This window comes from Sorangium sp. So ce1335 (assembly GCF_051521615.1).
In the GTDB taxonomy this organism is placed as follows: Bacteria; Myxococcota_A; Polyangia; order Polyangiales; family Polyangiaceae; genus Sorangium.
The window spans coordinates 4,122,565-4,147,256 of the sequence record NZ_CP150363.1 but is presented as its reverse complement, the minus strand read 5'-3'; the positions used below and the strand labels follow the sequence as shown (position 1 = coordinate 4,147,256).

Annotated in this window: 17 protein-coding genes; 12 read left to right on the top strand and 5 right to left on the bottom strand. The window is 72.8% G+C overall.

The window, feature by feature from the left end:
- The first annotated feature begins 448 nt into the window (after positions 1–448).
- The 3 genes from WMF24_RS15320 to WMF24_RS15310 are packed head-to-tail and all read left to right on the top strand — an operon-like array spanning position 449 to position 2,298.
- On the top strand, positions 449–1,126 hold the full coding sequence (locus WMF24_RS15320; protein WP_061617270.1) for a MotA/TolQ/ExbB proton channel family protein: 678 nt from the start codon (positions 449–451) through the stop codon (positions 1,124–1,126).
- A gap of 3 nt (positions 1,127–1,129) precedes the next feature.
- The gene (locus WMF24_RS15315; protein ID WP_437737144.1) at positions 1,130–1,696 is read left to right on the top strand and encodes an ExbD/TolR family protein; all 567 of its coding nucleotides are present in this window, start codon (positions 1,130–1,132) and stop codon (positions 1,694–1,696) included.
- Entirely contained in the window at positions 1,693–2,298 is a 606-nt protein-coding gene (locus tag WMF24_RS15310; protein ID WP_437737143.1) for an ExbD/TolR family protein, read from the top strand. The genes WMF24_RS15315 and WMF24_RS15310 overlap by 4 nt, the downstream gene beginning before the upstream one ends.
- A 231-nt stretch (positions 2,299–2,529) precedes the next feature.
- Here the strand turns inward: WMF24_RS15310 and WMF24_RS15305 are convergent, their stop codons facing one another.
- From WMF24_RS15305 to WMF24_RS15295, 3 genes are all read right to left on the bottom strand, one after another.
- Positions 2,530–5,862 (bottom strand): SNF2-related protein, encoded by a 3,333-nt coding sequence (locus tag WMF24_RS15305; protein WP_437737142.1) that lies wholly within the window; start codon positions 5,860–5,862, stop codon positions 2,530–2,532.
- Between the two features lie 94 nt (positions 5,863–5,956).
- On the bottom strand, positions 5,957–8,173 hold the full coding sequence (locus WMF24_RS15300; RefSeq protein ID WP_437737141.1) for a sodium-translocating pyrophosphatase: 2,217 nt from the start codon (positions 8,171–8,173) through the stop codon (positions 5,957–5,959).
- 163 nt (positions 8,174–8,336) lie between these two features.
- A complete protein-coding gene (locus tag WMF24_RS15295; protein WP_437737140.1) occupies positions 8,337–10,016 on the bottom strand; it encodes a TolC family protein in 1,680 nt (559 codons plus the stop codon).
- Positions 10,017–10,499: 483 nt separating this feature from the next.
- Between WMF24_RS15295 and WMF24_RS15290 the strand changes: the two genes are divergently transcribed.
- The 5 genes from WMF24_RS15290 to WMF24_RS15270 all read left to right on the top strand — a co-directional run bounded on the left by WMF24_RS15290 (position 10,500) and on the right by WMF24_RS15270 (position 17,799).
- Positions 10,500–12,320, top strand: coding sequence for a c-type cytochrome (locus WMF24_RS15290; RefSeq protein ID WP_437737139.1), 1,821 nt, complete (start codon positions 10,500–10,502; stop codon positions 12,318–12,320).
- Positions 12,321–12,433: 113 nt separating this feature from the next.
- Positions 12,434–14,644: a hypothetical protein gene (locus WMF24_RS15285; RefSeq protein ID WP_437737138.1), complete on the top strand. Its 2,211-nt coding sequence runs from the start codon at positions 12,434–12,436 to the stop codon at positions 14,642–14,644.
- A 106-nt stretch (positions 14,645–14,750) separates the two neighbouring features.
- Positions 14,751–16,355 carry an aldehyde dehydrogenase family protein gene (locus tag WMF24_RS15280; protein WP_437737137.1) on the top strand — a complete coding sequence of 535 codons (1,605 nt, stop codon included), beginning with the start codon at positions 14,751–14,753 and terminating at the stop codon, positions 16,353–16,355.
- A gap of 24 nt (positions 16,356–16,379) precedes the next feature.
- Positions 16,380–17,156 (top strand): 5'/3'-nucleotidase SurE, encoded by a 777-nt coding sequence (gene surE, locus WMF24_RS15275; protein WP_437737136.1) that lies wholly within the window; start codon positions 16,380–16,382, stop codon positions 17,154–17,156.
- A 64-nt stretch (positions 17,157–17,220) separates the two neighbouring features.
- Entirely contained in the window at positions 17,221–17,799 is a 579-nt protein-coding gene (locus WMF24_RS15270) for an adenine phosphoribosyltransferase (RefSeq protein WP_437737135.1), read from the top strand.
- 4 nt (positions 17,800–17,803) lie between these two features.
- Here WMF24_RS15270 and WMF24_RS15265 read toward each other — a convergent pair whose 3' ends face one another.
- Positions 17,804–19,006 (bottom strand): hypothetical protein, encoded by a 1,203-nt coding sequence (locus tag WMF24_RS15265; protein ID WP_437737134.1) that lies wholly within the window; start codon positions 19,004–19,006, stop codon positions 17,804–17,806.
- 155 nt (positions 19,007–19,161) lie between these two features.
- Here WMF24_RS15265 and WMF24_RS15260 point away from each other — a divergent pair, with 155 nt between their 5' ends.
- The gene (locus WMF24_RS15260) at positions 19,162–20,424 is read left to right on the top strand and encodes an esterase/lipase family protein (RefSeq protein ID WP_437737133.1); all 1,263 of its coding nucleotides are present in this window, start codon (positions 19,162–19,164) and stop codon (positions 20,422–20,424) included.
- Complete coding sequence (locus WMF24_RS15255) at positions 20,421–21,182, top strand: uracil-DNA glycosylase (protein WP_437737132.1); 762 nt, start codon at positions 20,421–20,423, stop codon at positions 21,180–21,182. The genes WMF24_RS15260 and WMF24_RS15255 overlap by 4 nt, the downstream gene beginning before the upstream one ends.
- A 67-nt stretch (positions 21,183–21,249) precedes the next feature.
- Here WMF24_RS15255 and grxD read toward each other — a convergent pair whose 3' ends face one another.
- Positions 21,250–21,564, bottom strand: a complete 315-nt coding sequence (grxD, locus tag WMF24_RS15250; protein ID WP_061614872.1) for a Grx4 family monothiol glutaredoxin — start codon at positions 21,562–21,564, stop codon at positions 21,250–21,252.
- A gap of 557 nt (positions 21,565–22,121) precedes the next feature.
- Here grxD and WMF24_RS15245 point away from each other — a divergent pair.
- Positions 22,122–22,826 carry a hypothetical protein gene (locus WMF24_RS15245; RefSeq protein ID WP_437737131.1) on the top strand — a complete coding sequence of 235 codons (705 nt, stop codon included), beginning with the start codon at positions 22,122–22,124 and terminating at the stop codon, positions 22,824–22,826.
- 281 nt (positions 22,827–23,107) lie between these two features.
- Positions 23,108–24,679 (top strand): hypothetical protein, encoded by a 1,572-nt coding sequence (locus WMF24_RS15240; protein WP_437737130.1) that lies wholly within the window; start codon positions 23,108–23,110, stop codon positions 24,677–24,679.
- Positions 24,680–24,692: the final 13 nt, after the last annotated feature.

The window sequence follows — 24,692 nt, the reverse complement described above, 5'->3', positions numbered from 1 at the left end:
AGGGTTATGCGCCGCGCCCTCGGCCCGCGGAGCGGGCGGACCCAGGGCGGGGCCCCCGGCTTCCATGAGGCGCGGCGCCGGCCGTGCGACCCTCGAGGCGGCAGCGCACTGCGGCACTGCGAGCGGCATCACCCGACCAGGGAGCCCGCTCGCACGGCGGGCGACCGGACGCGGGGACGGCGAGCCATGGCGGCCGGGCGGCGCCGGCGGGCGCGACTCAGGGCGTTCCGTACCCCGACGCCGGGGGACGTCCGGCGCGGCCTCATCGCTCCCTGCGCTGGATCGCCGCGGCGCACGCGGGTTCTGTCGGAGATCTCCGTCGATCCCGGCAAGTTGCCGCCGGGCCTTGGCGCATCGCCGAGCTTGCACCCGGGATCGGGCGGCAGTTATAGTCGCCGCGCCTAGAGATTGTCGGGCTTCTGACGACGCTGAGAAAGGGACTTCGAGGATGCGTCATCTGCTGATGTTGGCGGCCGAGGGTGGTGGCGAAGGTGGGATGTGGGAGGCCATCAAACACAATCCGACCTTCCTGATCGCGAACCTGGTCGTCTCGGCGGTCGTGGTGACGATCATCATCGAGCGAACCGCGTTCCAGCTCGGCCGCTACCGCGTGAACTCGAAGGAGTTCTTCGCGCAGGTCAAGAAGCTGGTGGCTGCCGGCAACATCGACCGCGCCATCAAGCTCTGCGACGCCAGCGATTACCCGATCCTGCAGCTCGTGAAGGCCGGCCTCACCCACGCGAACAAGGGGGCCGACGAGATCGACGCCGCCCTCAGCGAGAAGCTGTCCGAGCTCAAGCCCGCCGTGGAGAAGCGCATCGGCGCCCTCTGGTCGCTCGCGAACATCGCGACGCTGATCGGCCTCATCGGGACGGTCTCGGGTCTGATCAACACGTTCGCCTCCATCGCCGCCCAGGGCCTCTCCCAGGCCGACAAGCAGCGGATGCTCTCGAACGGCATCGCTGAGGCCATGTACAACACGGCGTTCGGCCTCGCCATCGCCGTCGTGTGCATGATCGCGCACGTCCTGCTCCACACCCGCTCCAAGAACATCCAGCACGATCTTGAGGCGACGACGGAGCGCGTCTTCAACCTGCTCACGATCAGCAGCAAGCCTGGGTACTAGCCCATGGCGGACCCGCAAGACGTCCCGCTCAGCTCGGCGCAGCGATCGAAGATCCGGCGCCTCTCGCAGCCCAAGGAGCCCGACGCCGGGGAGGAGGCCGGCGAGCTCAACGTCGTTCCGTATCTCGACATCATCACGAACATCCTCATCTTCGTGCTCGCCAGCGTCTCGGTGACATTCGTGTCGTCCATCGACACGACGCCGCCGTCCATCGGCGGAGGCAAGGTGCGCAGCGAGCTCTCCAGCAAGGCGCTGAACCTCTCCGCGTTCATCACCAGCCAGGGGATCTCGCTGAAGACGTCGAGCGGCAACATCGCGACCGGCTGTCAGGACGTGGGCAGCGGGGTCACGGTGCCGAAGACGGCGAACGACAGCCATGACTTTCCCGCCCTCACGGCGTGCGCGAAGCGCCTCAAGAACGCCCGCCCCGAGTTCAAAGAGGAGACGCAGGTGACGATCACGGCGAACCCGGGCATCGACTACAAGACGATCATCGACGTGATGGACGCGCTGAGGAGCGACGGCGGGGAAGAGCTGTTCCCGGAGGTCCACTTCGGAGTGGCCCGATGAGCGCCGAACAGCCCCCCGCGCCGCGGCCGAAGGCCAGCATCGTCCGCTACAAGGCGGCCCTCCGGAAGGCGATCCGCCGGAACCGGCGCGAGCCCGAGATCGACTTCCTGAACATCACCGCGATGCTCGACCTGATGACGATCATCCTCGTCTTCTTGCTGAAGAGCGTGGGATCGTCGGCGGCATCCATCCCGCAGTCCAAGGACCTCACCCTGCCGAAGTCGGTGATGCAGTCCGAGCCCTCCCAGGAGGGCGTGGTCGTCATCGTCTCGAAGTCGCAGATCCTCGTGGGTGAGGATCCGACCCCGATCGTCGTGCTGCCGAACCGGGAGCAGCTCGCGCAGTCCGGCGTCGACGCGAAATACAAGCGCAGCGGGCCCAACGACCTCTACATCGTGCCGCTCGCGAACGCCCTTTCCCATGCGCGCGAGACGGACAAGGCGATCCGGGCCGCCAAGGGGCTCGATCCATCGTCGTCGGAGGCGATCATCGTGGCCGACGCGACGACGCCGTACCGCCTGCTGATCGAGGTCCTGTTCACCCTCGGGCAGAGCGAGTTCGGCAAGTACCACCTGATGGTGCTGAGCGGCAACAAGCAGTAGCCGCTCCCCTGCCCCGCCGGCGACCGCCGGGGTCTCCCACCTCGACCCACATCAGCAGCAGCGCGCCGCCGCTCGCCAGGGACGCGCTGCGCCACCGGCGCGGCCCGTGCGCGGGGCGCGCGCCGCTCGACCGGCGCGGGCCTCGTGGGCGGACACGCTCGGTCGTTCCGTTCGGCCCTGGAGCGCCCCGCGATCGGCGCGCTCCCCCGGCGCGCGCCGTCGCTCGGGCGGTCAGTCCACCGCGAACAGCTCTTCGAGGTCGGCCTTCGTGAGCTTCTTGGCGCCGCCGGCGTCCTCGCTGAGGACGGAGGCGACGAGCTCGCGCTTCTTCGCCTTGAGCAGCAAGATCTTCTCCTCGATCGTGCCCGCGGCGATGAGGCGGTAGGCGGTCACCACCTTGGTCTGCCCGATGCGGTGGGCGCGGTCGGTGGCCTGCTGCTCGACAGCGGGGTTCCACCACGGATCGAAGTGGATCACCGTGTCGGCAGCGGTGAGGTTCAGGCCTGTGCCGCCCGCCTTGAGGCTGATGAGGAAGACCGGCACGCTCGGATCGTTCTGGAAGCGCTCGACGCGCTCCGCCCGATCCTTCGTGGAGCCGTCGAGGTACTCGTAGGCGACGCCGTCCTCCTTCATCGCCCGCTCGATGAGCTTCAGCATCATCACGAACTGGCTGAAGACGAGGACCTTGTGACCGCCCTCGACCGCGTTCGAGATGAGCTCGCGGACCGCGACCAGCTTGCCCGAGTCGTCGTCGCCGAACTCGCGCGGCAGGCCGAGCAGCCGCGGATCGCAGGCCGCCTGCCGGAGCCGCGTGAGGCCGGCGAGGATCTGGAGCTGGCTCTTCGCGAGGCCGACGCGCTCGACCTCCCCGAGGACCTGCGCCCGCACCTCGCGCGCGACCTGCAGGTAGAGCGCCCGCTGCTCGCCGGTGAGATCGCAGATCTGATCCATCTCGATCTTCTCCGGCAGATCCTTGGCGACCTCCTGCTTCGTGCGCCGCAGGATGAACGGGTGGATCACGGCGCGGAGCCGCTGCGCGGTCTTGTAGTCGCCCGCCTCGATCGGCCGCGAGAAGCGCGCCTCGAACTTGTCGAGCGAGCCGAGCAGACCCGGCGAGACGAAGTCGAAGATCGACCAGATCTCCGAGAGCCGGTTCTCGATGGGCGTGCCCGTGAGGGCGAGCCGGCGCTTCGCGCGGAGCCGCTTGGCCGCGGCCGCGGTGGCGCTCATCGGGTTCTTGATGTGCTGCGCCTCGTCGAGGATCGCGTAGGTCAGGTCGAGCTGCGCGAGGAAATCCTCGTCGCGGCGGAGCAGCGCGTAGCTCGTGATGACGACCTCGGCGGCCTTCACCTCGTCGATCTGGTCCTTGCGGTCGGCGCCGTGCCACAGGGCGACCGAGAGCGACGGCGCGAACCGGGCGAGCTCGCGCTCCCAGTTCGTCACGACGCTCGTGGGGGCGACGATCAGCGCGCGCAGGTGCTTCTCCTCCTGCTTGACGGCGAGCAGGAGGGCGATCGTCTGGACCGTCTTGCCGAGGCCCATGTCGTCGGCGAGCACGCCGCCCGAGCCGATGTCGTGGATGAACTTGAGCCACGACAGGCCGGCCTCCTGGTAGGGGCGCAGCGTCGCCTTCAGGTTCCGGGGCCGCTTCGTGCTGCCGATCTCGTCGATGTTGCTGAGCTTGTGGAAGAGCTCGCGCGCGGAGGCGGTCACGTTCGATCCGCTCGCGTGCTGGAGCAGCTCGTGCACCCGCCCGGCCTGCGCGAGCGGCAGCCGGCCGTTCTTGCCGGCGCTCATCATCAGCTCGACCTCGCGATCGAGCATCGCGCGCACGGCGTCGGGGTCGAACGCGGCGAACGACCCGTCCTCGAGGCGGACGTAGCGCTTGCCCTCGGCCAGGCAGCGGCGCAGCTCGTCGCGGTCGACGCCGACACCCTCGCTCTCGAAGCTGAGCTTGACGTTCAGCCAGTCCATCCCCGAGGTGACCTTGGCGAACACGCCGATCGGCCTGCTGCGCACCTGCGTGTCGACGAGATCCTCGGGGACGAAGAGATCCCAGTCGTCGGGGAGCTCGGCGAGGCCCTCGGTCCAGAAGGTGAGCGCCTGGTCACCGTTCGCGATGAAGCCCTGGCCCGTCTCGTCCGGCTTGAGCCCGAGGGCGAGCAGCTTGCCCGCCGCATCCTGCTGCGCGGCGATGTCCACGCGGATGCAGCGGGCGCGCTTCATCCCCTCCTCGGGCGGCTGCACGAGCACCGGGGGCGAGATGCCGTCGGCGCGCACCGCGACCTCCGCGTCGCCGTACGCGGCGAACAGCGTGACGCGCGCCTCGATGAGCGAGCCGCCCGCGCGCATGCGGAAGGTGGGTACGAGGTCGACGACCTCGGCGATCTGGTTCAGGTCGGGCAGCTCCGCGCCGACCTCGAGCGCGATCTTGGGGAGGCCCTGCATGATGATGCGGGGCAGCTCGCTCATCGGCTCGCCGATGGTCGGCGAGCGGAGCAGGCGGCGCATGGCCGCGGGGGAGACGCGCTTGTCGATGCGGCGCGCGATGCCCTCCTGCGTGTCGACGTGCCAGCCCGGCCAGCCCTCGAACCACCCGCCCTGCAGCAGGGAGAAGCGGCGCTTGTCGTTCCCCCGCTCGAAGCTCGCCTTGACGATGATCGTGTCGCCGCCGACGGTCTCGAGGTCGAAGCGCGGCCGAAGGCTGTCCTCGCCGAAGCGGAGCTGCATGAGCGCCGGCTCGAGGAGCACGCGCTGGCCCTCCAGCAGCGGGAGCAGCTCGGCGACGTCCTCGCCGCGGATGTCGACGGCGGGGTGGCGCGGGTTGCCGCTCTCGAACCGGGCGAGCAGCCGGAGCGCGTCGCGATCGGGCGTCGGATAGAGCGCCTGCCAGGCGAGCGCCGCGGAGGGCAGCACCGGGACGCGCGCCTCGGCGTCGAGGACGGTGACGGTCAGCGCGCCCTGCCGCACGTGGAGGCGGAACTCCACGCGGCGGGCGCCGGTGACGCCCTCGGGCGGGAGCCATGCGCCGATCCCGGTCTGCTTGGCCGTGGCGTCCAGGACCGGCGCCGTCAGGGCGGCGACGGCGGAGCCCGGCGGCCCGTGCGTGCCGACCACGGTGGGGACAGGCACCGGCGGCGTGATCGCCAGCCGCCCGCGGCGGTCGCGACGGCGCACGCGCTTCAGGGCGTCACCGCCGGCATGGGCGGTCTGGGGGACGAGCGCAGGGATCGGCGGCTCGCGCCGGGGCTGCGCGCCGCGCGCCTGGTCGCGAATGCTGATGAGCAGCGCCGCGACGTGCTTGCAATGCTGTCCGGCCTTCTGGAATGCCGGGCAGGAACACTGGGACTGGATGCCATCGGGCGAGAGCTCCACCTTGACCGGATACGGCTCGGAGTCGGCGGCGCGGACGGTGCCGCTCGCCATCGTCTCGTTGATGGAGATGTCCTCGACGACGCGGCGGCGGAAGTACTCCAGCCCGCGGAGAAAGGTGCGGGCGCCAAGGAGCCTTCGCAGGCCACGATCGCTGAGGGTGGAGAGTGCGTCGGAGATCGGAGGCGGCACGTCGTGGGCTCGGGATACAGGTGCGGCGGCAATTCGCCGGGATGGATCGGGTGGACGGGACCCCTGGCGGATCCCGCTGGATGAAGAACCGGCATCAGATGAAGAACGGTAAGAACACGATGATCACGGCGGGAAGCATCTTGATGAGCACGTGGATCGCAGGACCGGCCACATCCTTGAGAGGATCGCCGATCGTGTCGCCAACGACGGCGGCGCCGTAGGTGGGGTTGTCCGCCCGGGCCCCTGTCTCGTCGACAAGGTAGCGCCCGCCGTGCGCGCCGGTCGCGATGTACTGCCTCGCATTGTCCCAGATCGCCCCGGTATTCCCCAAGAAGAGCGATCCGAGGACGCCTGCGACCGTCCCGGCCATGATCAGGGCGGCGACTGAATCCGCCGCGACCAGAGGATTATCTTCCGTCCTTGCAAAGCGCAAGGCAAGTCCCACGACGACCGGCACCGCCGCCGACACGAGGGCTGGTGCGATCATGTGACGTAGCGCCGCCCGAGAGACCATCTCGACGCAGGGCTCGTGGTCACCGACGAAGCCCGGCGGACGGGCCCGGGCCTGGCGCCTCACCTCGTCGAGCACGCGGCGGCCGGCCTGGAGCACGTTGCGGATACAGCGCCCGGCCAGCCAGAAAACCAGGAGAATCCCGACCAGCGCGCCGAGGTACACCTCGGGCCGATCGAGGCGCACGACCATGGAGACCGTCTCCCCGCTGCCCGGCGCGCTCGACGCCATCGCGCGCCGCCGGGACTCGTCGAGGTAGCCGGCGACGAGCAGCAGCGAGGCGAGCGCCGCCACCCCGGCCGTGTATGCCTTCGTGAGCGCCTTTGTCGTGTTGCCGACCGCGTCCAGCACGAGCGTACGGCCTCGCACGTCCGGGCGGTCGCGGGCCACCGTCAGGGCCACGATGCCGCCCGCGTTGTCCACGATGGAGCCGAACGCGTCGATGGCGAGGACGTAGCCGGCGGTGCCCAGCATCCCCATCGTGGCGACCGCGGTGCCGAACAGGCCTCCCCCGGCGAGGCCCGAGCGGGCGCCGAGCAGGTAGGAGCCGAAGGTCGCGCCGACGACCACGAGGAGCGGGAGCACCGAGCTCTCCAGGCCGATGGCGAGCCCGCGGAGCACGGCCATCGCGGAGCCGCTGCGGGCCGCCTCGGCGAGCTCGCGCACCGGGCGATGCCGCTGCTCGGTGTAGTACTGCGTGACGTGGAGCACGCAGACGCCGGCGACGATGCCGATGACGCCGCAGGCGAAGAAGACGACCCAGTGGGCGCCGAGCAGCCACTTGGCGGCCCCGGCGATGCCGACGGCGTGGAGGATGGCCGTGACGTAGAGCCCCCGGACGAGGGCGTTGAAGGCGTCCTCCCGGTCGTCGGTCTTGACGACCATCACGCCGAAGAGCGTCGCGAGGAGGCCGAAGGCGCGGCTGACCAGCGGAAAGAGCACGACGGCGAGGGCGCTCGGGAGGCCGGCGTTGTTACGGAAGAGCATCGCGCCGACCACCATGGCGCCCGCGTTCTCCGTGACGGTCGAGGCGAAGACGCCGGCCGCGCGCCCGGCACAGTCGCCGACCGTATCGCCCGCCAGGTCGACGATCGTGGCCGGGTTCTGCTGGTCGTCCTCGTCGAGCCCGACCTCGGCGCCGGCGAGGTCCGCGCCGAGGTCGGCCGCCTTCGAGAACGTGCCGCCGCCGAGCTGCGCCATCAGCGCGGCGAACGAGGCCCCGAGCGGGTAGCCGGCGATGACCCAGGGGATCGTCGGCGCGAGCGCGAGCGCCTCGGCCGGCTCGGCCCCGAAGCCGCCCCGGAACGCGAGGACCGCGGCGAAGAGGCCGCCGAGGCCGAGCAGGCTCAGGCTCGCGGCGAAGAGCCCCGAAACGGCCCCGCCCCGGAGGGCGATCTGCAGGGCGAGATCGAGCGAGCGGCGGGCGCCGCTCGCGGCGCGCACGCTGGTGCGGGGCGCGATCCAGGTGGCGACGCGGCCCGTCGCGACCGCGCTGGCGGCCCCGACCGCGAACGAGAGCGTCAGCCAGACCCCGAGCTCCAGCGCGGGCACCGGGTTCTTCTCCCCCGCGCGCCGGAGGAGGCCGTACGCGAGAAAGATGGCGCCGCCGAGCATCGCGGAGACCGCGCCGATCACGCTGCTCTGGCGGCGAAAATACGCCTCGGCGACCCCCTGGATGAGCGCGGCGACGCGCTGCATCTCGGGCTCGACCGCGGGGCGGCCGACGACCCAGCGAGCGAGGTAGGCCGCAAAGGCGAGCCCGATCAGGCCGCCGCTGAGGATGAGCGCAAGCTCCGTCATACGGGCGGACCGGGCGCGCACCCGTGAAAGCGCTGCCTCGGCCGGTGAGGATGGTGCGGGCGATGCCCGCGGGAGCGCCGCAGGAACCCGCGCTGCAGCGGCGCCTGCCTTCCCTACTCCGGCCGGCAGGGCCGCGCAAGGGAAGACGACGCGCGCGGGCCGGTCATTTCACGTTGTTCGCATCGCGCCCGACCGCGTGGTCCAGCCGGGTCTTCGCGACGAGGGCCCCGACGCGCGCGTTGAGCTGCTGCAAGCGCGCGCGCGTGACCTCGGTCTCAGCGTCGACAACGTCGACGCTGGTGGCCCGTCCCGCCCGGAACAGCTCGGATCTGACGCGCATCGACTCCGTGGCCGCCGCGAGCTGGCGCTCGGCGGCCTCGATGCTGCTCGTGGCCTTGCCCAGCTCCGCGTAGGCGGACGCCACCTCGAGCCGGAGGGCGTCGCGCAGCGCGGCCTTCTGCTCGGCGACCTGCGCGGTGCGGGCGCTCGCCTCGGCCGAGGCGGCCGCGGTGGTGAAGATGTCGTTGATGACCCACGTGGCGCGGACGCCGGCGGCCCACGTCGCGTCAAACCTGTCCTGAGCCCCGAAGACCCGCTGGTTGGGGTTCGCGTACGTGAGCTCGGCGAAGCCGTCCAGGCGCGGGAAGTAGCCGGCCCGCGTGACCGCCTCGGCCTTCTCGAGCGAGTACTGCGTCTCGTCCAGGGCGCGGATCTCGAGGCGCTTCTGGAGCGCCTCCTGGAACAGCGCCGGAAGCGCCTCGGCAGACGGGCTCGCGGGCGTGCTGCCCATCACGTTGATGCCCAGGGCGAGCGGACGATCCTGCGGCGCCCCGAGGGCGATCCGGATCTGATCGTCGGCGACCAGGAGCGCGGCCTGGGCCTCGTGGAACACCTGCTCCGCGCTGGCCACCTGGGCTTCGAGCCGGAGCACGTCGGCCCGCGAGAGCAGCCCCACCTCGAAGGTCCGGCGCGCGTCCTCGACGTGGGCTCTGGCCTGAGCCACCGCCTCGCGCGCGACGACGACCTGCCCCTTCACCCGGACCCAGTTGAAGAACGCTATCTTCGCGTCGGCCGCAGCCTGTAGCGTCTCGGCCTGCAGCTCGATCCTCTTCGCGCTCTCCGCGTGAGACGCCGCCGCATACCCCTGCGAGATGCGGAACACGTAATCCGAGATGGGCACGGCGAGGCTCGCCGTCAGGGAGTAGGAGTTGACGGACGAAGGGAGGGTGAGCCCGGGCGATTCGCCGAGGGCAACGAAGCCGCTCCCGCCATCGGCGATGCACTGCGCCTCGGGCGCGCCTGGGCAGGGCACGGTGGAGAGGCGTCCCGGGGTGAATCCCGGTCGCCCCTGCGCATCGAGCAGAGGTTGCCCCTGCGCATCGACCACGGCGAGGACGGGCGTCCCGGCACCGAGAGGCGGGATCTCGACCTCTGACAAACGCGTGTAGGTGGCCGTCACCGTGAGCCGCGGAAAGTAGTTGATCAGCGCCTGGTCGACCCTCGCCGAGGCTGCGCGGAGCTCGGCCTGCTTGACGCGGATCGACGCGCGCGTCCGCAGCGCCGCCTTCGCGACCTCGTCCGGCGTCAGCCCCCCGGGCTGCGGGGCGAGCGCGGTGGCGAGCGGATCGGGCCTCTGCGCCGCCGCCGGGGGCGCCGCGAGAGGAGCCGGCGGGGGCTGCGGCTGACCGGCGGTCGGAGGAGCGGGCGCGGGCTGCGGCGCGGCCGGCTGCGGAGCGGCGGGCTGCGCGGCGACCGGCTGGGCGATGAGCCCGAGGGCGAGCAGCCCGGCGAGCGTCGAGGCCAGCGAGATGCTGCGTCGAGACGAGGGTGCGGTGCTTTTCATGACCGGTCGGTCACTTATGGGCGGCGAAAGCACCCGTCAAGATCGCAGGCGATCCCGCGCATCGCGCCTCGGCGATCGCTCGCCTCACCGTTGCGCGAGCGTGACCGGGCGGCTCGCGCTCGAGCCGGCGCACGTGGGGGACCGCGCTGCAGCGTCCGTGACCGCGCTCGGCGCTGCGGCCTGGCGCGGTCGTCATGCCGTGCCGCAATGGGCCACGACAGTCGGGACACCCGCGCCGGCGCGCAGCATGAGGGAGCCTGATCTCCGGTGCGCCGATCAGTGCACCGTCAGCGCCCGTCCGACCCACCTCGACGCGCCGTTCAACGCACGTTCCGTGCACCGTCCGTACCCGACGCATGCACGCTGCCGACGGCAGCAATCCGTCGTTCGCTCCGCGGTAGCGCGTGTTGCCCTGCTCCAGGGGATGGAAGAACATCCAATGGAGTGGCCGCCATCTTGCTTGGCGGCGGACCGGAGGCCCTCATGCATCGACCGCTTGCATCGCGCCGCACCTTCTCCCCGATGCTCGCCATCCTCGCGACCGCATCCTCCTTCGCCGCCTGCGCCCCGTGGGATCTCGGAGAGGACGAGCCGCCGCGGATAGGCGCCCCGGGGAGCGTCGCGATCGCGGCGGAGCCGCCGCCTGCGATCAGCGGTGGGACGCTCGCCGTGAGCAGGAGCGCTGCCAGGGCCGTCGCCGCCGATCCGGATCGCGACCGGGTGTGGGTCGTCGATCTCGTGGCGGAGAAGCTGACCGCGGAGATCGTCCTGGAGAAGGGAGACGAGCCGGGCAGGGTCGTCGAGGACGACGCGGGGCGGTTCCACGTCGCGCTCCGCCGCGGCGGCGCGATCGTCACGATCGACGCGGAGAGCGGCAAGCTCGTCGACCGACGCGCGGCGTGCCCTGCCCCGAGGGGGATCGCCTACGACGCGAAGACGGACCAGCTCCATGTCGCCTGCCTCGGCGGCGAGCTCGTGACGCTCCCGGCCGGCCCCGGGGCGGCGACGCGGCGCGTGCAGCTCGAGCGCGACCTGCGCGACGTGGTCGTGGACGGCGATCGGCTCCTGGTCAGCAAGTTCCGCGCTGCGGAGCTGCTCTCGGTCGACGCGGAGGGCAACGTCACGGCGCGCGAGTCGCTCCCGCAGTTCAACCTGTTCGGGCAGCAGTTCGCCCCGACCGTCGCCTGGCGAACGCTCCCGCTGCCGACGGGGGGCGTCGCGATGGTGCACCAGCGCGCCCTCACCGGGACCGTCGAGATCGTGGAGGGCGGCTACAGCTCCGGCGGTTGCGACGGGAGCATCGTGCACAGCGCGGTGTCGGAGCTCGGGACCGCGGCGTCGGGCAGCGAGACGAAGCTGTCGGCGGCCCTCTCCTTCGCCACCCTCCCGGTGGATCTGGCGATCTCCGACGACGGCGCCTCGTACGCCATCGTCGCGGCCGGCACGAACGAGGTCCTCGTGACCGACCCCGCGAGCCTGAACCAGTTCGCGGACCTCGGCTTCGAGAAAGAGGGGACGTGCGTCGAGCCGCAGCACCGGGTGGAGGTGGCTGGCGAGCCCACGTCCGTCGCGTTCGCGGGCGACGCCGTGATCGTCCAGACACGCGAGCCGGCGAGCCTCCAGGTGCTCACGAGCGACGGCGTCTTCCGCACCCGCGTCATCACGCTTCCCGGGGAGAGCCGGAAGGACACCGGCCACGAGATGTTCCACCGCAACGCGTCGGGCCCGATGGCCTGCGCGTCGTGCCACCCGGAAGGCGGAGAGGACAGCCACACGTGGGTCTTCAACCCGATCGGGCCGCGGCGCACCCAGTTCGTGAGCGGCGGCATCCTCAACACAGCGCCGTTCCACTGGGACGGCGACATGTCGGGCATCGAGGCCATCATGAGCGAGGTCTTCGAGCGGCGGATGAGCGGCATGCACCAGGGCCCCCGCCGGGTGAAGATCTTCGCCCGCTGGATCGACAGCCTCCCCGCGCCGCCGGTGTCGTCGGCGCTCGACGAGCCGGCCGTGGCGCGCGGTGAGGCCCTCTTCCACGACAAGACCGTGGACTGCGCGAGGTGCCACGCGGGCGCTCAGCTCACGAACAACGAGTCCCTCGACGTCGGCACGGGCAAGGCCTTCCAGGTGCCGTCGCTGGTCCGCATCGGCGCGCGCGCGCCGTTCATGCACAACGGGTGCGCGAAGACGCTGAAGGAGCGGTTCACCAACCCCGCCTGCGGCGGCGGCGACCAGCACGGCAAGACATCTCACCTGTCGGAGGCCCAGATCGACGATCTGGTCGCCTACCTCGAGACCCTCTGACGCCCGTCCGATCCGGCCCTCCGCCGGGATTTTCGCGGAGGATCCCGCCCTTGTCGCGCCCCCTTCACCGCGAATGATGTAACGAGCGCCGAGCCGCGATATGCTGGCGCGGCGTGAACGTCGCAGAAAAAGTCGCCACCCTCGAAGCGCTCCTCCAGCGGGTGCAGCGGAACGCCGCTGCGCCTCGAACCCGGACGCAGCTCCCGGTCTCGGCCGAGCTCGTCCCTCACCGCGGTGAGGCGCCCGGCGCTATCGCCAACGACATCGCAGGCGCGGCCTCGCCGGACGGCGGGCTGAGCTCGGCGGAGATGTCGCCGGCGAGCGAAGCGCGTCCGGCAGCGGCCTCGCCGGCGGCGGCCAGCGCCGTCGCCATGGGCGGATCGCCGCGCGCCGCCGAGCCGGTCCTCGACGATGCGCGCCAGGTCGCCGCGTCGCCCGCGCAGACCGGGGCGGCAAGCGCTGCGAAGCAGCCGGCCGCGGCCGCCAGGGCACCGCAGGAGGCTCAGCCTGCAGCCAGGGCCCCGCAGCCAGCCGCAGCGGCGAAGACCCCGCAGCAGCCGCCGGTCAAGACGCCCGCCGCGACAACGCCTGCCGCAGCCGCGGCCAGGACGCCGGCCGCCAGGACGGCCGCCGGGACGCCGGCGCGCTCCCCGATGCCGTCGGGCGGCGCCTTCGACAAGCCGGCGGCCGGGCGGCCCGCAGCCTCGCTCGACCTGCCGCGGGCCGAAGCCCGCGACGCCGGCTCCCCCGTCGGCGGTCAGGAGACCTACCGTCCCCCCGCGGAGCCCGCCGAGCCGAGACCGAGAGAGGCGGCCCGAACCGCCGCGTCCAAGGTCACGGCGCCGGTCGCCGCCAGGTCGACCGGCCCGGCGGTGCCGCCGGCGCGCGGCTCCAGCCCGCGCGCCGAAGGGAAGCCGTTCTTCCCGCACGAGGACGTCGCCGCGAGGGCGAAGCCGGCCGAGAGCGACAGTGAGCTCTCGTTCGCGGGGCTCCTCCCGGACGAGCCGGAGCCCGCGAAGGCTCCGGCCCTGAAGCTCCCCGCCGAGCGCAGGCCGATGCCGGAGCCCGCGGCGGCCGTCGCGGCGCGCGCCGCGACGACGCCGCTCGGGAAGGAGGGCGCGTCGGAGGCGGCCGCGCCCCCCGAGGCGGCCGTCAGCGAGCCGGTCACCCCCAAGGCCGTGGCCGATTCGCTCGCCGCCAGCACGCGGCGCGCGATGGGGGAGCCCGCGGTCGAGCGCGAGCTCAGCCGCGAGATGGTCGACGACGAGCCGACGGTGATCCGCGGGATGCTCGAGGACGAGCCCACCGTCATCCGCTCGCGGCCCGAGGGGCTCGAGGACGAGGAGACGGCGGTCCGCTCCGCGCGCTCCGAGGCCCAGGCGATCGCGCGCTCGGTCCAGGATCAGGAGACCGTCGACGCCGGTCCCGGGGCGCTGCCCAGGGAGGCGGCCGAGGAAGCGGAGCGCAAGTCCAGGCCGAAGCCGATCGACCGCGACCAGCTCCCGAAGGTCATCACCAAGGATCCGCCCATCGCCCCCGTGGAGAAGGGGCCGAAGCCGTCCGAGGTCGCCACGACGCGGCCGCCCGCGGACACCAGCGTCACCGAGCGCCCGACGGCGCCTCGCCGATCGCGCGCGGGCCTCGTCATCGCGGCCGTGGCGCTCCTCGTGGCGGGCGCGGCCGTCGCGCACCGCCTCGGGTTGTTCGGCTCCGAGCCCGCGCCCCCGACCAACGTCGTGCCCGACAACACCGCGGGCGCAGCGCAGGACGTCACGGCGCAGCCTCCGGCCACGGCGCCGACGCCGGCCGCCGCGACCGCCGAGACCGCTCCCGCCGAGGCCGCGCCCGCTGCCCCCTCGGCGGCCGAGACCACGACGCCGGCGGCGACCGCCGCGCCGGCCGAGACCGCTGCGCCGGCTGCGACCGGCGCGGCGGCCGCGGGCAGCGCGGAGAACCTGCCGTCGAACCGTGGCCACCTGCTGGTCAACTCGCCCGAGCAGGCCTCGGTGTACGTGAACGGCTCGCTCGCCGGGAACACGGGAGAGACGCTCGAGGTTCCCTGCGGGACGCGGTACGTGCGGCTCGGCAAGCTGACGACGGAGAAGGCGGCGACCCCCGCGTGGCTGTCCGCTGGCCAGGCGGTGATCGTGGGCTGCCGCAAGCAGACGGTCGTGTCGATCAATCCCACGCCGGCGAGCCCGGCGCCCGAGCGGCCGGCGAAGCGCAAAGGCAGCCCGGCCGCCGCGCCCTCCGACCAGGAGGGCGCCGCTCCGGCGCCCGCCGGCGGAGACGCGCCCGCTCCGGCGGATGATCCCGCCCCGTAGAACGCTCACCTCCCCCGCTGAATCGACGGACGGCCCGCCCGGCGCGCCGGGGTGCGGCCCGCGCTCCTGCGGGCGCGCCGGGGCGCGGTGCTAGGCTGCGCGCCTCATGGAATCCAAGACGACCGCCCTCCCCCGCCCGACAGGCGCGGCGGCGAACGAAGCGGCGGCCCCGCTGGCGCCCGGCGCGGCGGTGAGCGCCGGGCCGTTCCCGGAGCGCGGCCCTGCACTCGACGACATCGCGGAGACGGCGCCGAGCGCCGTCGGGGAGATCGTCGCCCGGGCGCGGGCGGCGCAGCGCGCCTGGGCCGAGGTCCCGATCGGGGAGCGGGCGCAGCTCATCGCCAAGGTCAAGCGGCGCCTGCTCGCGCAGACCGAGGAGATCGCGGCGCTGCTGCATCGCGAGTGCGGCAAGCCGATCGAGGAGGCCGCGCTGGCCGAGGTGCTGCCGAACGCCGATCTCATCGACTACTGGACCGTGTCGATCGAGGAGCTGCTCGATGAGTCTCCCGTCGATCTCGACGCGATCGCCTACCCCGGCAAGGCCGGGCGTATCCGGAGGGAGCCGCGCGGCGTCATCGCGCTGATCACGCCGTGGAACTACCCGGTCGCGATCCCGCTGCGCACGATCGTGCCGGCGCTGCTCGCGGGCAACGCGGTGGTCTTCAAGCCGAGCGAGATCACGCCGCGCTCGGGCGCGCTCGTGGCGTCGCTGTTCGACGGGCTGCTCCCCGACGGCGTCCTCGCCGTCGCGCAGGGCGGCGGCGACGTCGGCGCCGCGCTCATCGAGGCCGGCGTCGATCTCGTCGTCTTCACCGGCAGCGTCGCGACCGGCAAGAAGATCGCCGTCGCGTGCGCCGAGCGCCTCGTCCCGACGTCGCTCGAGCTCGGCGGGAAGGACAGCGCCATCGTGCTCGGTGACTGCGATCTGGAGCGCGCCGCGCGCGGCGTCGTCTGGGGTGCCTTCACGAACGCCGGACAGAACTGCGCCTCGATCGAGCGCGTCTACGTCGAGCAGTCGATCGCGGACCGCTTCATCGATCGCGTCGTCGCGCTCACCGGCCAGCTCCGGGCCGGCATCGACGTCGGCGTGATGACGACCGCGCGGCAGGCCGAGATCGTCCGTCGTCAGCTCGACGTGGCGCTCGCGGACGGAGCCGAGCTCCTCGCCGGTGGCGCGCCGGAGCCGGGCTCCCTCGCCTTCCCGCCGACGATCGTCAAGGTCGAGCGCGAGGACACGCCGCTGCTCCGGGAGGAGACCTTCGGCCCAGTCCTCCCGGTGCTCGTGGTCAAGGACGTCGAGGAGGCGATCGCGCGCACCAACGCCTCGCGCTTCGCGCTCACGACCAGCCTCTGGACCCGGGGGTACGAGCGGGCCCACGCGCTCGCGCGGCAGCTGCGCTCGGGCGTGGTGACGGTCAACAACCACGGCTTCACGGGCGCGCTCCCCGCTGCGCCGTGGACGGGGACGGGCGACAGCGGCTTCGGCGTCACGAGCAGCCCGCACGCGCTCGCGGAGCTGACGCGGCCGCGCTTCTACCTTGAAGACCGCAGCAGGGCGAAGGGCGAGCTGTGGTGGTACCCTTATACTCCAGCGCTCCGGACCATCGCCTTCGCGATGGCGCGGGTGCGAGGCGGAGCCGGGTGGCTCGGCCGCATCGGCGCCCTCGTCGAGCTCGTCGCCGCGTTCGCGCGACGCCTGCTCGGCCGCTGATCCGGAGACCTGTCGAGGCAACGCATGCGCCCTCTCATTCTCCTGTCGAACGACGACGGCTACTCGGCCCCCGGCCTCATCGCGGTGCGAGACGAGCTTGCCCGGCACGCCGACGTCGTCGTGTGCGCGCCCGCCGTCAACCAGAGCGCCACGAGCCACTCCCTGAGCCTGCACCGCGTCCTTCGGCTGCTGGAGGCCGCGCCCGGCGTGTTCGCCGTCGACGGGACGCCCGCCGACTGCATCTACGTGGCCCTCCATGCCGGCACGCGCGTGCTGCCGCGCCGCCCCGATCTCGTCGTGTCGGGGATGAACCACGGGCTCAACCTTGGCTCTGACATCTTCTACTCGGGAACCGTGGCCGCCGCACGCGAGGGGGCGATGCGCGGCATCCCCGCGATCGCGCTCTCCGCCGACGCGGGCGCGTCGCGCGACGCCGCCGCGTCGCTCGGCGTGAAGCTCGCCCTCGCCCTCCTCCGAGCCGTGGGGCAGGCCGGCCGCCGGCCAGCGCCGCTGCTCAACGTCAACATCCCCGCGGGCAACGACTGGCCCGTGCGCGCCACGCGCATCGGCGCGCGCCTGTACACCGAGGAGGTGATCTTCCGCCAGGATCCGCGCGGGCACGAGTACCTCTGGATCGGCGGCGCAGGCGTGCGTCACGATCTCGTGCCCGGCTCGGACACCGAGGCCTACGACGAGGGGGCCGTCAGCGTCACCCCGTTGACCCTCGACCTGTTCGCAGCGCAGCACGAGGGCATCGCGAGCGGCGTCGCCGCGGAGCTCAACGAGGGCCGGAGCGCCTGATCGCGCCCGCGACGGCGCCGTGCGGCGCTTTCCGGCTCGGGGGCGCTCGCCTACGCTCGGCGTCATGTTCGACCACGACGACCTGCCGTCAGAGCACGCGCTCCGCTACCTCAAGGCCCACCTCCGCAACGTCCCGGATTTTCCGAAGCCGGGCATCCTCTTCAAGGACATCACGCCGCTCCTCGCCGACCCGCGGGCGCTCCACATCACGCTGGATCTGCTGGCCCAGCGCTACATCGGCGAGCATGTCGACGTCGTGGTCGGCGTCGAGTCGCGTGGCTTCATCTTCGGCGGCGCGCTGGCGGCCCGGCTCAACGCGAGCTTCGTGCCCGTGCGCAAGCCCGGCAAGCTCCCGGCCGCGGCCGATCGCGTGGCGTACGCGCTCGAGTACGGCACGGCGGAGCTCGAGATGCACAGGGGCTCGCTCAGGCCGGGGGCCAGGGTCCTCGTGGTGGACGATCTGCTCGCGACCGGCGGCACCGCCGCGGCGGCCGCGGATCTCGCGCGCAGGCAGGGCGGCGAGCTCGTCGGCTTCGCGTTCGTCGTCGAGCTCGACTTCCTCGGCGGTCGGGCGCTCCTCGCGCAGCGCGCCGGCGACGCGGCGCGCGTGTACTCGATCGTGCACTTCGCCGCGGGCGAGTGATCGCTCAGTCCTGCCCGACGCCGACCTGCAGCTTGCGCGCGACGATGCGGCTCGCGCTTGTCGCCCGGGTCGGCCCGCCGACAGGGAACGTGATGACGACGGCGCCCGCCCCGCCTCGGGTGATACCGCCCCCGTGCGCCCCCACGAGCTTGCCCAGGCTCGATCCATCGAGCGAGGTGCCGGCGCTGCGCAGGGCGTCGATCTGCCCCGCTCCCTTCAGCGCCGCGAGCGCCCCCCGATCGACCGCCGGCAGCTCGGCGAACAGGCCGGAGGCATAGACGAGCGCCGCCGCCGCCGCGGCCGGATCCGTGCCGCGGAACCAGGCGCCCGCGTCGTGGTAGGGCAGGTGCGCGCAGCGCGCGTACAGGGCGCCGAGCTCGGCGGACGCCCCGTCGGCCATGCGATCGGCGAGCGCGATGAAGCGCGCCCGGAGCGCGGGATCGAAGTACGCGCGCGCATACCCGCCGGAGAACCGCGCGATCACCGCGCGCCACGACGGCGAGCGCCCCGCCTCCTCGCCGTTGAAGCCGGGGACGATCTCGACGAGCCCGTCTGTCACCGCCGCGAGCTCTGCGTCGGCGCCCGCGGTCAGCTTGCCCTCGACGATGAACCCGCCGAGCCCCACGGCCTCCGCGCTCAAGGCTTCTTGGCCCGCGGCGGCCTGCGCTGCGCCGCCGCGCGGCGTCGCGAGCCAGAGCTCGGCGACCCAGCCCGCGAGCTCGAACGGACCCATGGATGCGCCGGAGTAGATCCGCTTGCGTGCCGCCTCACAGGTGCGCGCGTTCCGCGCAGCGTCCTCGGCGGCTGTCGTCTCCGGGGCGACCGGAGACGCGACCGGCTCCTCCCGCGAGCGCAGCATGCGCACCGCGACGAGCGCGCCCACGAGCGCGAGCGCGACAGCGGCGACGGGGATCACGACGTGCCGCACCGGCCGCCCCTGCGCCCTCGCCCCCGGCGGCACCAGCGATGTCACCGCGCGCTGCGCCTGCGCGAGCCGCCGCGCCAGGTCTGACGCCTTGCGAGCGCGCAGGTCCTGCGGCAAGAGCGGCCACTGCTCGACGAGCTGCTCCAGGTCGATGGCGACCGGGGCCCCTCGCCCGCGCAGCGCGATCTGCCGGCCCTGGACGCTCACCGATCCCGAGGTTCCGAACAGGCCCAGGGCCTCCTGTACAGCCGCCTCTATCTCCCGCGCGCTGAGGTCGTCCACGATCGCAGAGTAACCGGATTTGTGGCCGTCATGCCCCCGCTTCTTGGCGCCGCGCTCGGCGCGCGCGGGCCCGGACGCGGCGGACGCCCGGTCGGCCCCGTCGGCGCGCGCGGGAAATGCCGCGCAGGGCCGAGGGAAATGGCACATTCCTGCGCGTGCAGAAGACGCGCGTCTACCTATCGCCCGGCATGTTCGGGTTCGCCACCCTCGCCTCCCTCGAGTACTTCGAGCACTTCATCCGCGCCATCGAGGAGCGCTTCCGCGACCGCGGCCGCGTCGTCGAGATCCGCGTCTGCGAGGTACACCCGACGGCCTCCATCCTCCGCCGGGCCGCGAAGCTCGCCCGCCTCGTGGACGAGAGCGCCGGCGACGACGGCGGCCCGATCCACATCGTCGGCCACTCGACAGGGGGCCTCGACGCCCGCCTCGTCGCCTCGCCCGCGGTGCGCCTCCCCGGGAACGCGCACCGCCGGCTCGGCTGGACGAGCCGGCTGCGGTCCGTCACCACAATCAACACGCCCCATTTCGGCACGCCGCTCGCCGCCTTCTTCGCCACGGTGAGCGGCCAGCGCCTGCTCTACGCCGTCACGGCGCTCACGGTGGCGGGTCTCAAGCTCGGCGCGCCGCCGCTCGCGGCCGCGTCGGCGCTCGTCGCCGCGTTCGGCAGGGCGCAGCTCGGCTTCCTCGAGATCGAGCTCATCGACCGCTCCGTCGAGAGCTTCATTCGCGTGCTCGACGACGCGTCGAGCCGCGATCTGCGCGCCTGGCTGAAGCTGCTCCGCGACGACCAGGGCGCCATCGTCCAGCTCATGCCCGAGGCGATGGATCTGCTCCACGCCGGCCTGGAGGACCGCCCCGGCCTGCGCTACCAGAGCGTCGCGACGTACGCTCCGCGCAACGCCGTGCGCGACTGGGTGTCGGCGCTCCGGTCCCCGTGGGGGGCAATGTCGGCCGCCATCTTCACGGCGCTCTCGAACATCACGGCCCGCCTGGACGAGCACTACCCGTGTCGCTCCCATGACGGCTCGATCGAGCAGAAGCTCGCGCGCGTGCTCGGCGAGCTGCCGCCACCCGACGCCAACGACGGCGTGGTCCCGCTCGCCTCGCAGGTCTGGGGGGACCTCATCTGGGCCGGCAAGGCCGATCACCTGGACATCGTCGGCCACTTCCCCGGCCAGGGCGGGCACATCGACTGGCTGGCGAGCGGCGCGCGCTTCAACCGTCTCCGGTTCGACGCGGTGCTCGACCGCATCGTGACCGGGATGGTGGCCGGCGAGCAGAGCGGCGCGTCGGAGCAGGCCAACGCGCCGCCGCGCCCGGTGATCGAGACGCTCGCGCCGGAGCGCGGCGACGTCGAGCAAACCGCGGCCGCGGCGAGCGCGGTCGGCGGACCCGCGATCGGAGATCCCGCCGGATGAGCGCCGGGGGCGCGGGGCGCGCGCTGGCGCAGATCGCGACGGAGCTCGTCGAGTGCCGGCGTTGCCCGCGGCTCGTCGCGTGGCGCGAGGACATCGCGCGGGAGAAGCGGCGCGCCTACCGGGACCAGACCTACTGGGGCCGCCCGGTGCCGGGCTTCGGCGATCCGGACGCGCCGCTCGTGATCATCGGGCTGGCCCCTGCGGCGCACGGCGCGAACCGCACCGGCCGGATGTTCACGGGCGATCGCTCGGGCGACTTCCTCTACGCGGCGCTGTTCCGCGCCGGGCTCGCGTCGCAGCCGACGAGCACGTCGCGCGACGACGGCCTCTCGCTGCAGGGCGTGTTCATCACCGCCCCCTGCCACTGCGCCCCCCCGGACAACAAGCCCTCGAACGACGAGCTCGCGGCGTGCCGCACCTGGATCGAGCGAGAGCTCGCGGCCCTGCACCGCGCGCGCGTCTACCTCGCGCTCGGCAAGATCGGCTACGACGCCGTGACCGCGCTCGCCCGCGCGCAGCGCGCGCCGGCCGCCGCGGATCGCGCGCGGCGTCGCCCCGAGGAGGACCTGCGCCTGCCGCCGTTCGCGCACGGCGTGGAGACGACGATCCTCGATCCGCGCGGCGGCGCCGGCGAGGCGAGGCTCTTCGGCAGCTATCACGTCAGCCAGCAGAACACCCAGACCGGGCGGCTCACCGGCGACATGTTCGACGAGGTCCTGCGCCGCGCCATGCGCGCGGCAGGGCTGCGGGCCCCCTGAGGCCCGACTGGCTGGTCGATCTTGCTCGCGGCGCCTCGGCCGTCGGCGCCGCGCTCGCCCGGCGGGCCTACTCCTGCTTCGACAGGAGCTTCTGCAGATCGCCGGACTGGAACATCTCCATCAGGATGTCGGAGCCCCCGATGAACTTCCCGTCCACGTAGACCTGCGGGATCGTCGGCCACTGTGAGTAGTCCTTGATCCCCTGGCGCAGCGAGGGGTCGGTCAGCACGTTGACATCTTTGAACTCCACGCCGCACTTCTTCAGGATGTCGACGGCGCGCGCCGAGAAGCCGCACTGCGGGAAGGTCTTCGTGCCCTTCATGAAGAGGACGACGCGGTTGCTCTCGACGGTATCCTTGATCGCCTGGTGGATGTCGCTCATGGCTCGTTCCTGATCTCCCGCCGCGAGCGGGATCGCCCATCTTTCAACGCACACGGTGCCAACGCACACACAAAGTACTCAGGTGTCAGACGCCGCGCGGATCGCCGGACCTCGCGTTGACCCGGCCGGCGGTGGGCTCGCGGCAGGATCGCACCTGGCTCGCCAGGCGACCACGTGACCTCCGCGCCCCGCACGCGCAGTTCTGAGCACGCTTTCTGGTGTCGAGCGTCGCCCGCGTCAACTGGGCGAGCGCGCCGCCAGGTCCCTTGCGGCGGGGCGCCGACGCGGCGCCGTGCGCGCGCGGCGAAAGCGGCCGAACGCTGGCCGGCGGCAGGCCCTCGGCCCTGCGGCGCCCCGGGAGCGACGCCGCGTCTCGCTCATTTTTCGCGCCTCTGGCCCGGGGATCTCAGCGTCTGGCCTCGCGCCGGCAAGTCGTTGTAGAACACGCCCCCACCTGAGCCGTCTACCGTCCGTGACCAGCGGCCGTGAGCCGCCGCGGGTGTGGCGAGCGTCCCAATGTCGTGGCCTCACCCCGCACAACCCTGAAGGAGCCTCGTATGCGCTTGTACGTCCTCATCCCTGCGGCCCTGCTCGGCCTCGCGGCCCTCGGCTGCGGAGGCAGCGACCCGGAGCCGAACGACCCGTCGCAGATGCAGAACCAGTACGGGGCATCAACCCAGTACCCGCCCGGCCAGTACCCCCCCGGGCAGTACGGGCAGCCCGCCCCGGCAGGGCAGTACGGGCAGCCCGCCCCGGCAGGCCAGTACGGCCAGCCCGCCCCGGCAGGCCAGTACGGCCAGCCCGCTGGCACCCCGACCACCCCGGCGCCGACCACGCCCGCCGCCGGTGCGACCGGCGGCCAGGCCGCGCCCATCGCGCCCACCATGGTGGCCGCGGCGACCCCGGTGCTCACCGCGATGGCGGCCTCCGAGGTGCAGGGCATGCAAGCGGAAGGCGGCGCGTTCGCCGGGCAGTTCCAGGACGGCCAGACGCTCGAGCAGCCCTTCAATATCCAGCCGGGCAAGTGCTACTCGGTCATCGGCGTGGGCGTCGGGATCCAGGAGCTCGACATCCAGCTCGTCGCGCACACGCCGCCGATGCCGCCCGTTGTCCTCGCCCAGGACAGCACCACCGGGCCGAACGCCACGCTCGGCGGCAAGGGGCAGTGCTTCAAGAACCCGCTCCCCATCGGCGGCCCCGCGAAGGCCGTCCTGCGCGCCCGCGGCAGCGGCATGGCCGTGGGCCAGATCTACGTGAAGTAGCCGCCTCGGCGCGACGCGCGGCGCCGCATCGGCGCGGAGCGTCGCGCCTTCAAGGCCGCGAGCAGGTCGCAGCGTGCGCAGCTCGCGGCGCCCTCCACCGTCCGTGCGGCGCTGCTGTCGGGCTTGCCTCACGTGGGCCCGACAGCAGGCCCGCCCTCGTGTGAGCCCGCTTGCGCCGTAAGCTGCTCCTGCAGCGTTCCCGACGGCGGCTCACCGGGACAGCCGCGACGCGCCCGGCCCCGCGGCTTCTCGCCGCGCAGGGCGCAAGGTACACTCCCCTCGTGATCTTTCCTTGGAAATATTGGGCGCCGCGGGTCGTCCCGCTCGCGCTGGCTTCCTGCTCGCTTCACCTGGACGGCGAAGCGGGGGGGGCTCCGCTGCCCGATCCCCCGCCCGGTACGCCATCGCCGGTGATCCTGACGTTCGACGAGCAAGGACCGCTCCAGCTCGCGCCGGGGGAGCTGCGCACGGTCTGGGTCTCCGGCCAGCCGCCGGTGCCGTACGAGGTGAGCTTCACGCTCCTCGGCGACGCCGCGGGCGCGTGGGTCGACCGCTCGACCGTCGTGGCGGACGAAGACGGCCGGGCCTCGGTCCAGCTTCATGCCTCCAGCCTGGGGAGCACGTTTCGACTCCGCGCCGCCACGAAGGACGGCCCGGCCGCCGAGCTCGGGGTGTCGGTGAGCGCGGAGGGCTTCGGGACGCTGCGCGTCATCCCGGTCTACCAGGGCAAGCGCCTCGCGAAGGAGTGGACGGCCAGCGTCGTCACGGGGACCACCTGCGAAGAGCTCGCGACCGCGGCGCCGGAGGCATCCGCGGGCGCGCTCGTGGCGCACGGCGGCCCGGACGAGCCGGTGGTCGTCTCGGGCGCCCCGGTGGGGGTGAGCCTCGCCGTCGCGCTCCACAGCGGCCGGATCCTGTGGGGCTGCACCGGCGAACGAGAGCTGCAGGCCGGCGCCTCGCGCGACGTGTGGGTCCCGGTCAGGGATCTGCCGCTCGATCTGGCGGCGACGAGCCTGAACACAAAGCTGACGATCGCGTCGGCAGACGGGCTGGACGCGCTGCTCGACACGGCGACCGAGCAGATGGTCAACGCCTTCTTGCCCGTGGACGAGGAAGCCGCGTCCCTGCTCGACGCGATGGAGCGCGCCGCATCCCCGGACGAGGCGTCTGCGTTCGAAGCGCAGCGCCGTGAGCAAGGCTGGGACGCCGCCGCGCAGGCGCACCTAGCCGCGCTGCCGGTCCCCCTGCGCGATCGGTGCTCTGCGTGGGCTCGCGCCGGGCAGGCGGCTGCGCCGCTCGCGATCCACGGCAAGCTGATCGGCCTGAACGACATGCCGGGAAGCGCGCGCTTCGAGGTGAGCTGGCTCGGCAGCGCGACCGCCGAGAGCGCGGGCATGCAGGCGCCTGAGATCATGTCGTGGACCGCCGATCCCGGCGATGTGCTCCGACTCGCCGGAACCCTCTCCTGGGTACCGAGCCTCTATGTCGGCGGCGCCGCGGCGTACGGGGCGTCCCTGGAGACCGAGTCCATCGCTGAAGCGCTCGCCGATGCAGCGGACTGTGCCACCCTGGGCGAAGCGCTCGTCGGCTACGCCGGCTGCGACAGCGACTGCATGGCGACGCTGTGCGCGAGCGGGCTCAAGATCCTCTGGCACGATGGCCAGGAGGCGCTGAAGAGGTCCCGGCCGACCGGCGAGATCGTCGTGAACGCTTCGGGGAAAGCGCAGGTCAACAGCGCGGCCGCGCCGGTCTCCTGGACGGCAGACTGGCTGGGGACGATCCGTTACGGGGACGAGGAAGCGAGCGTCGAGGGCGTGGTGGACGCCGTCTCCACGGACGTCATCGCCAACTGATCGCGCGCGGCAG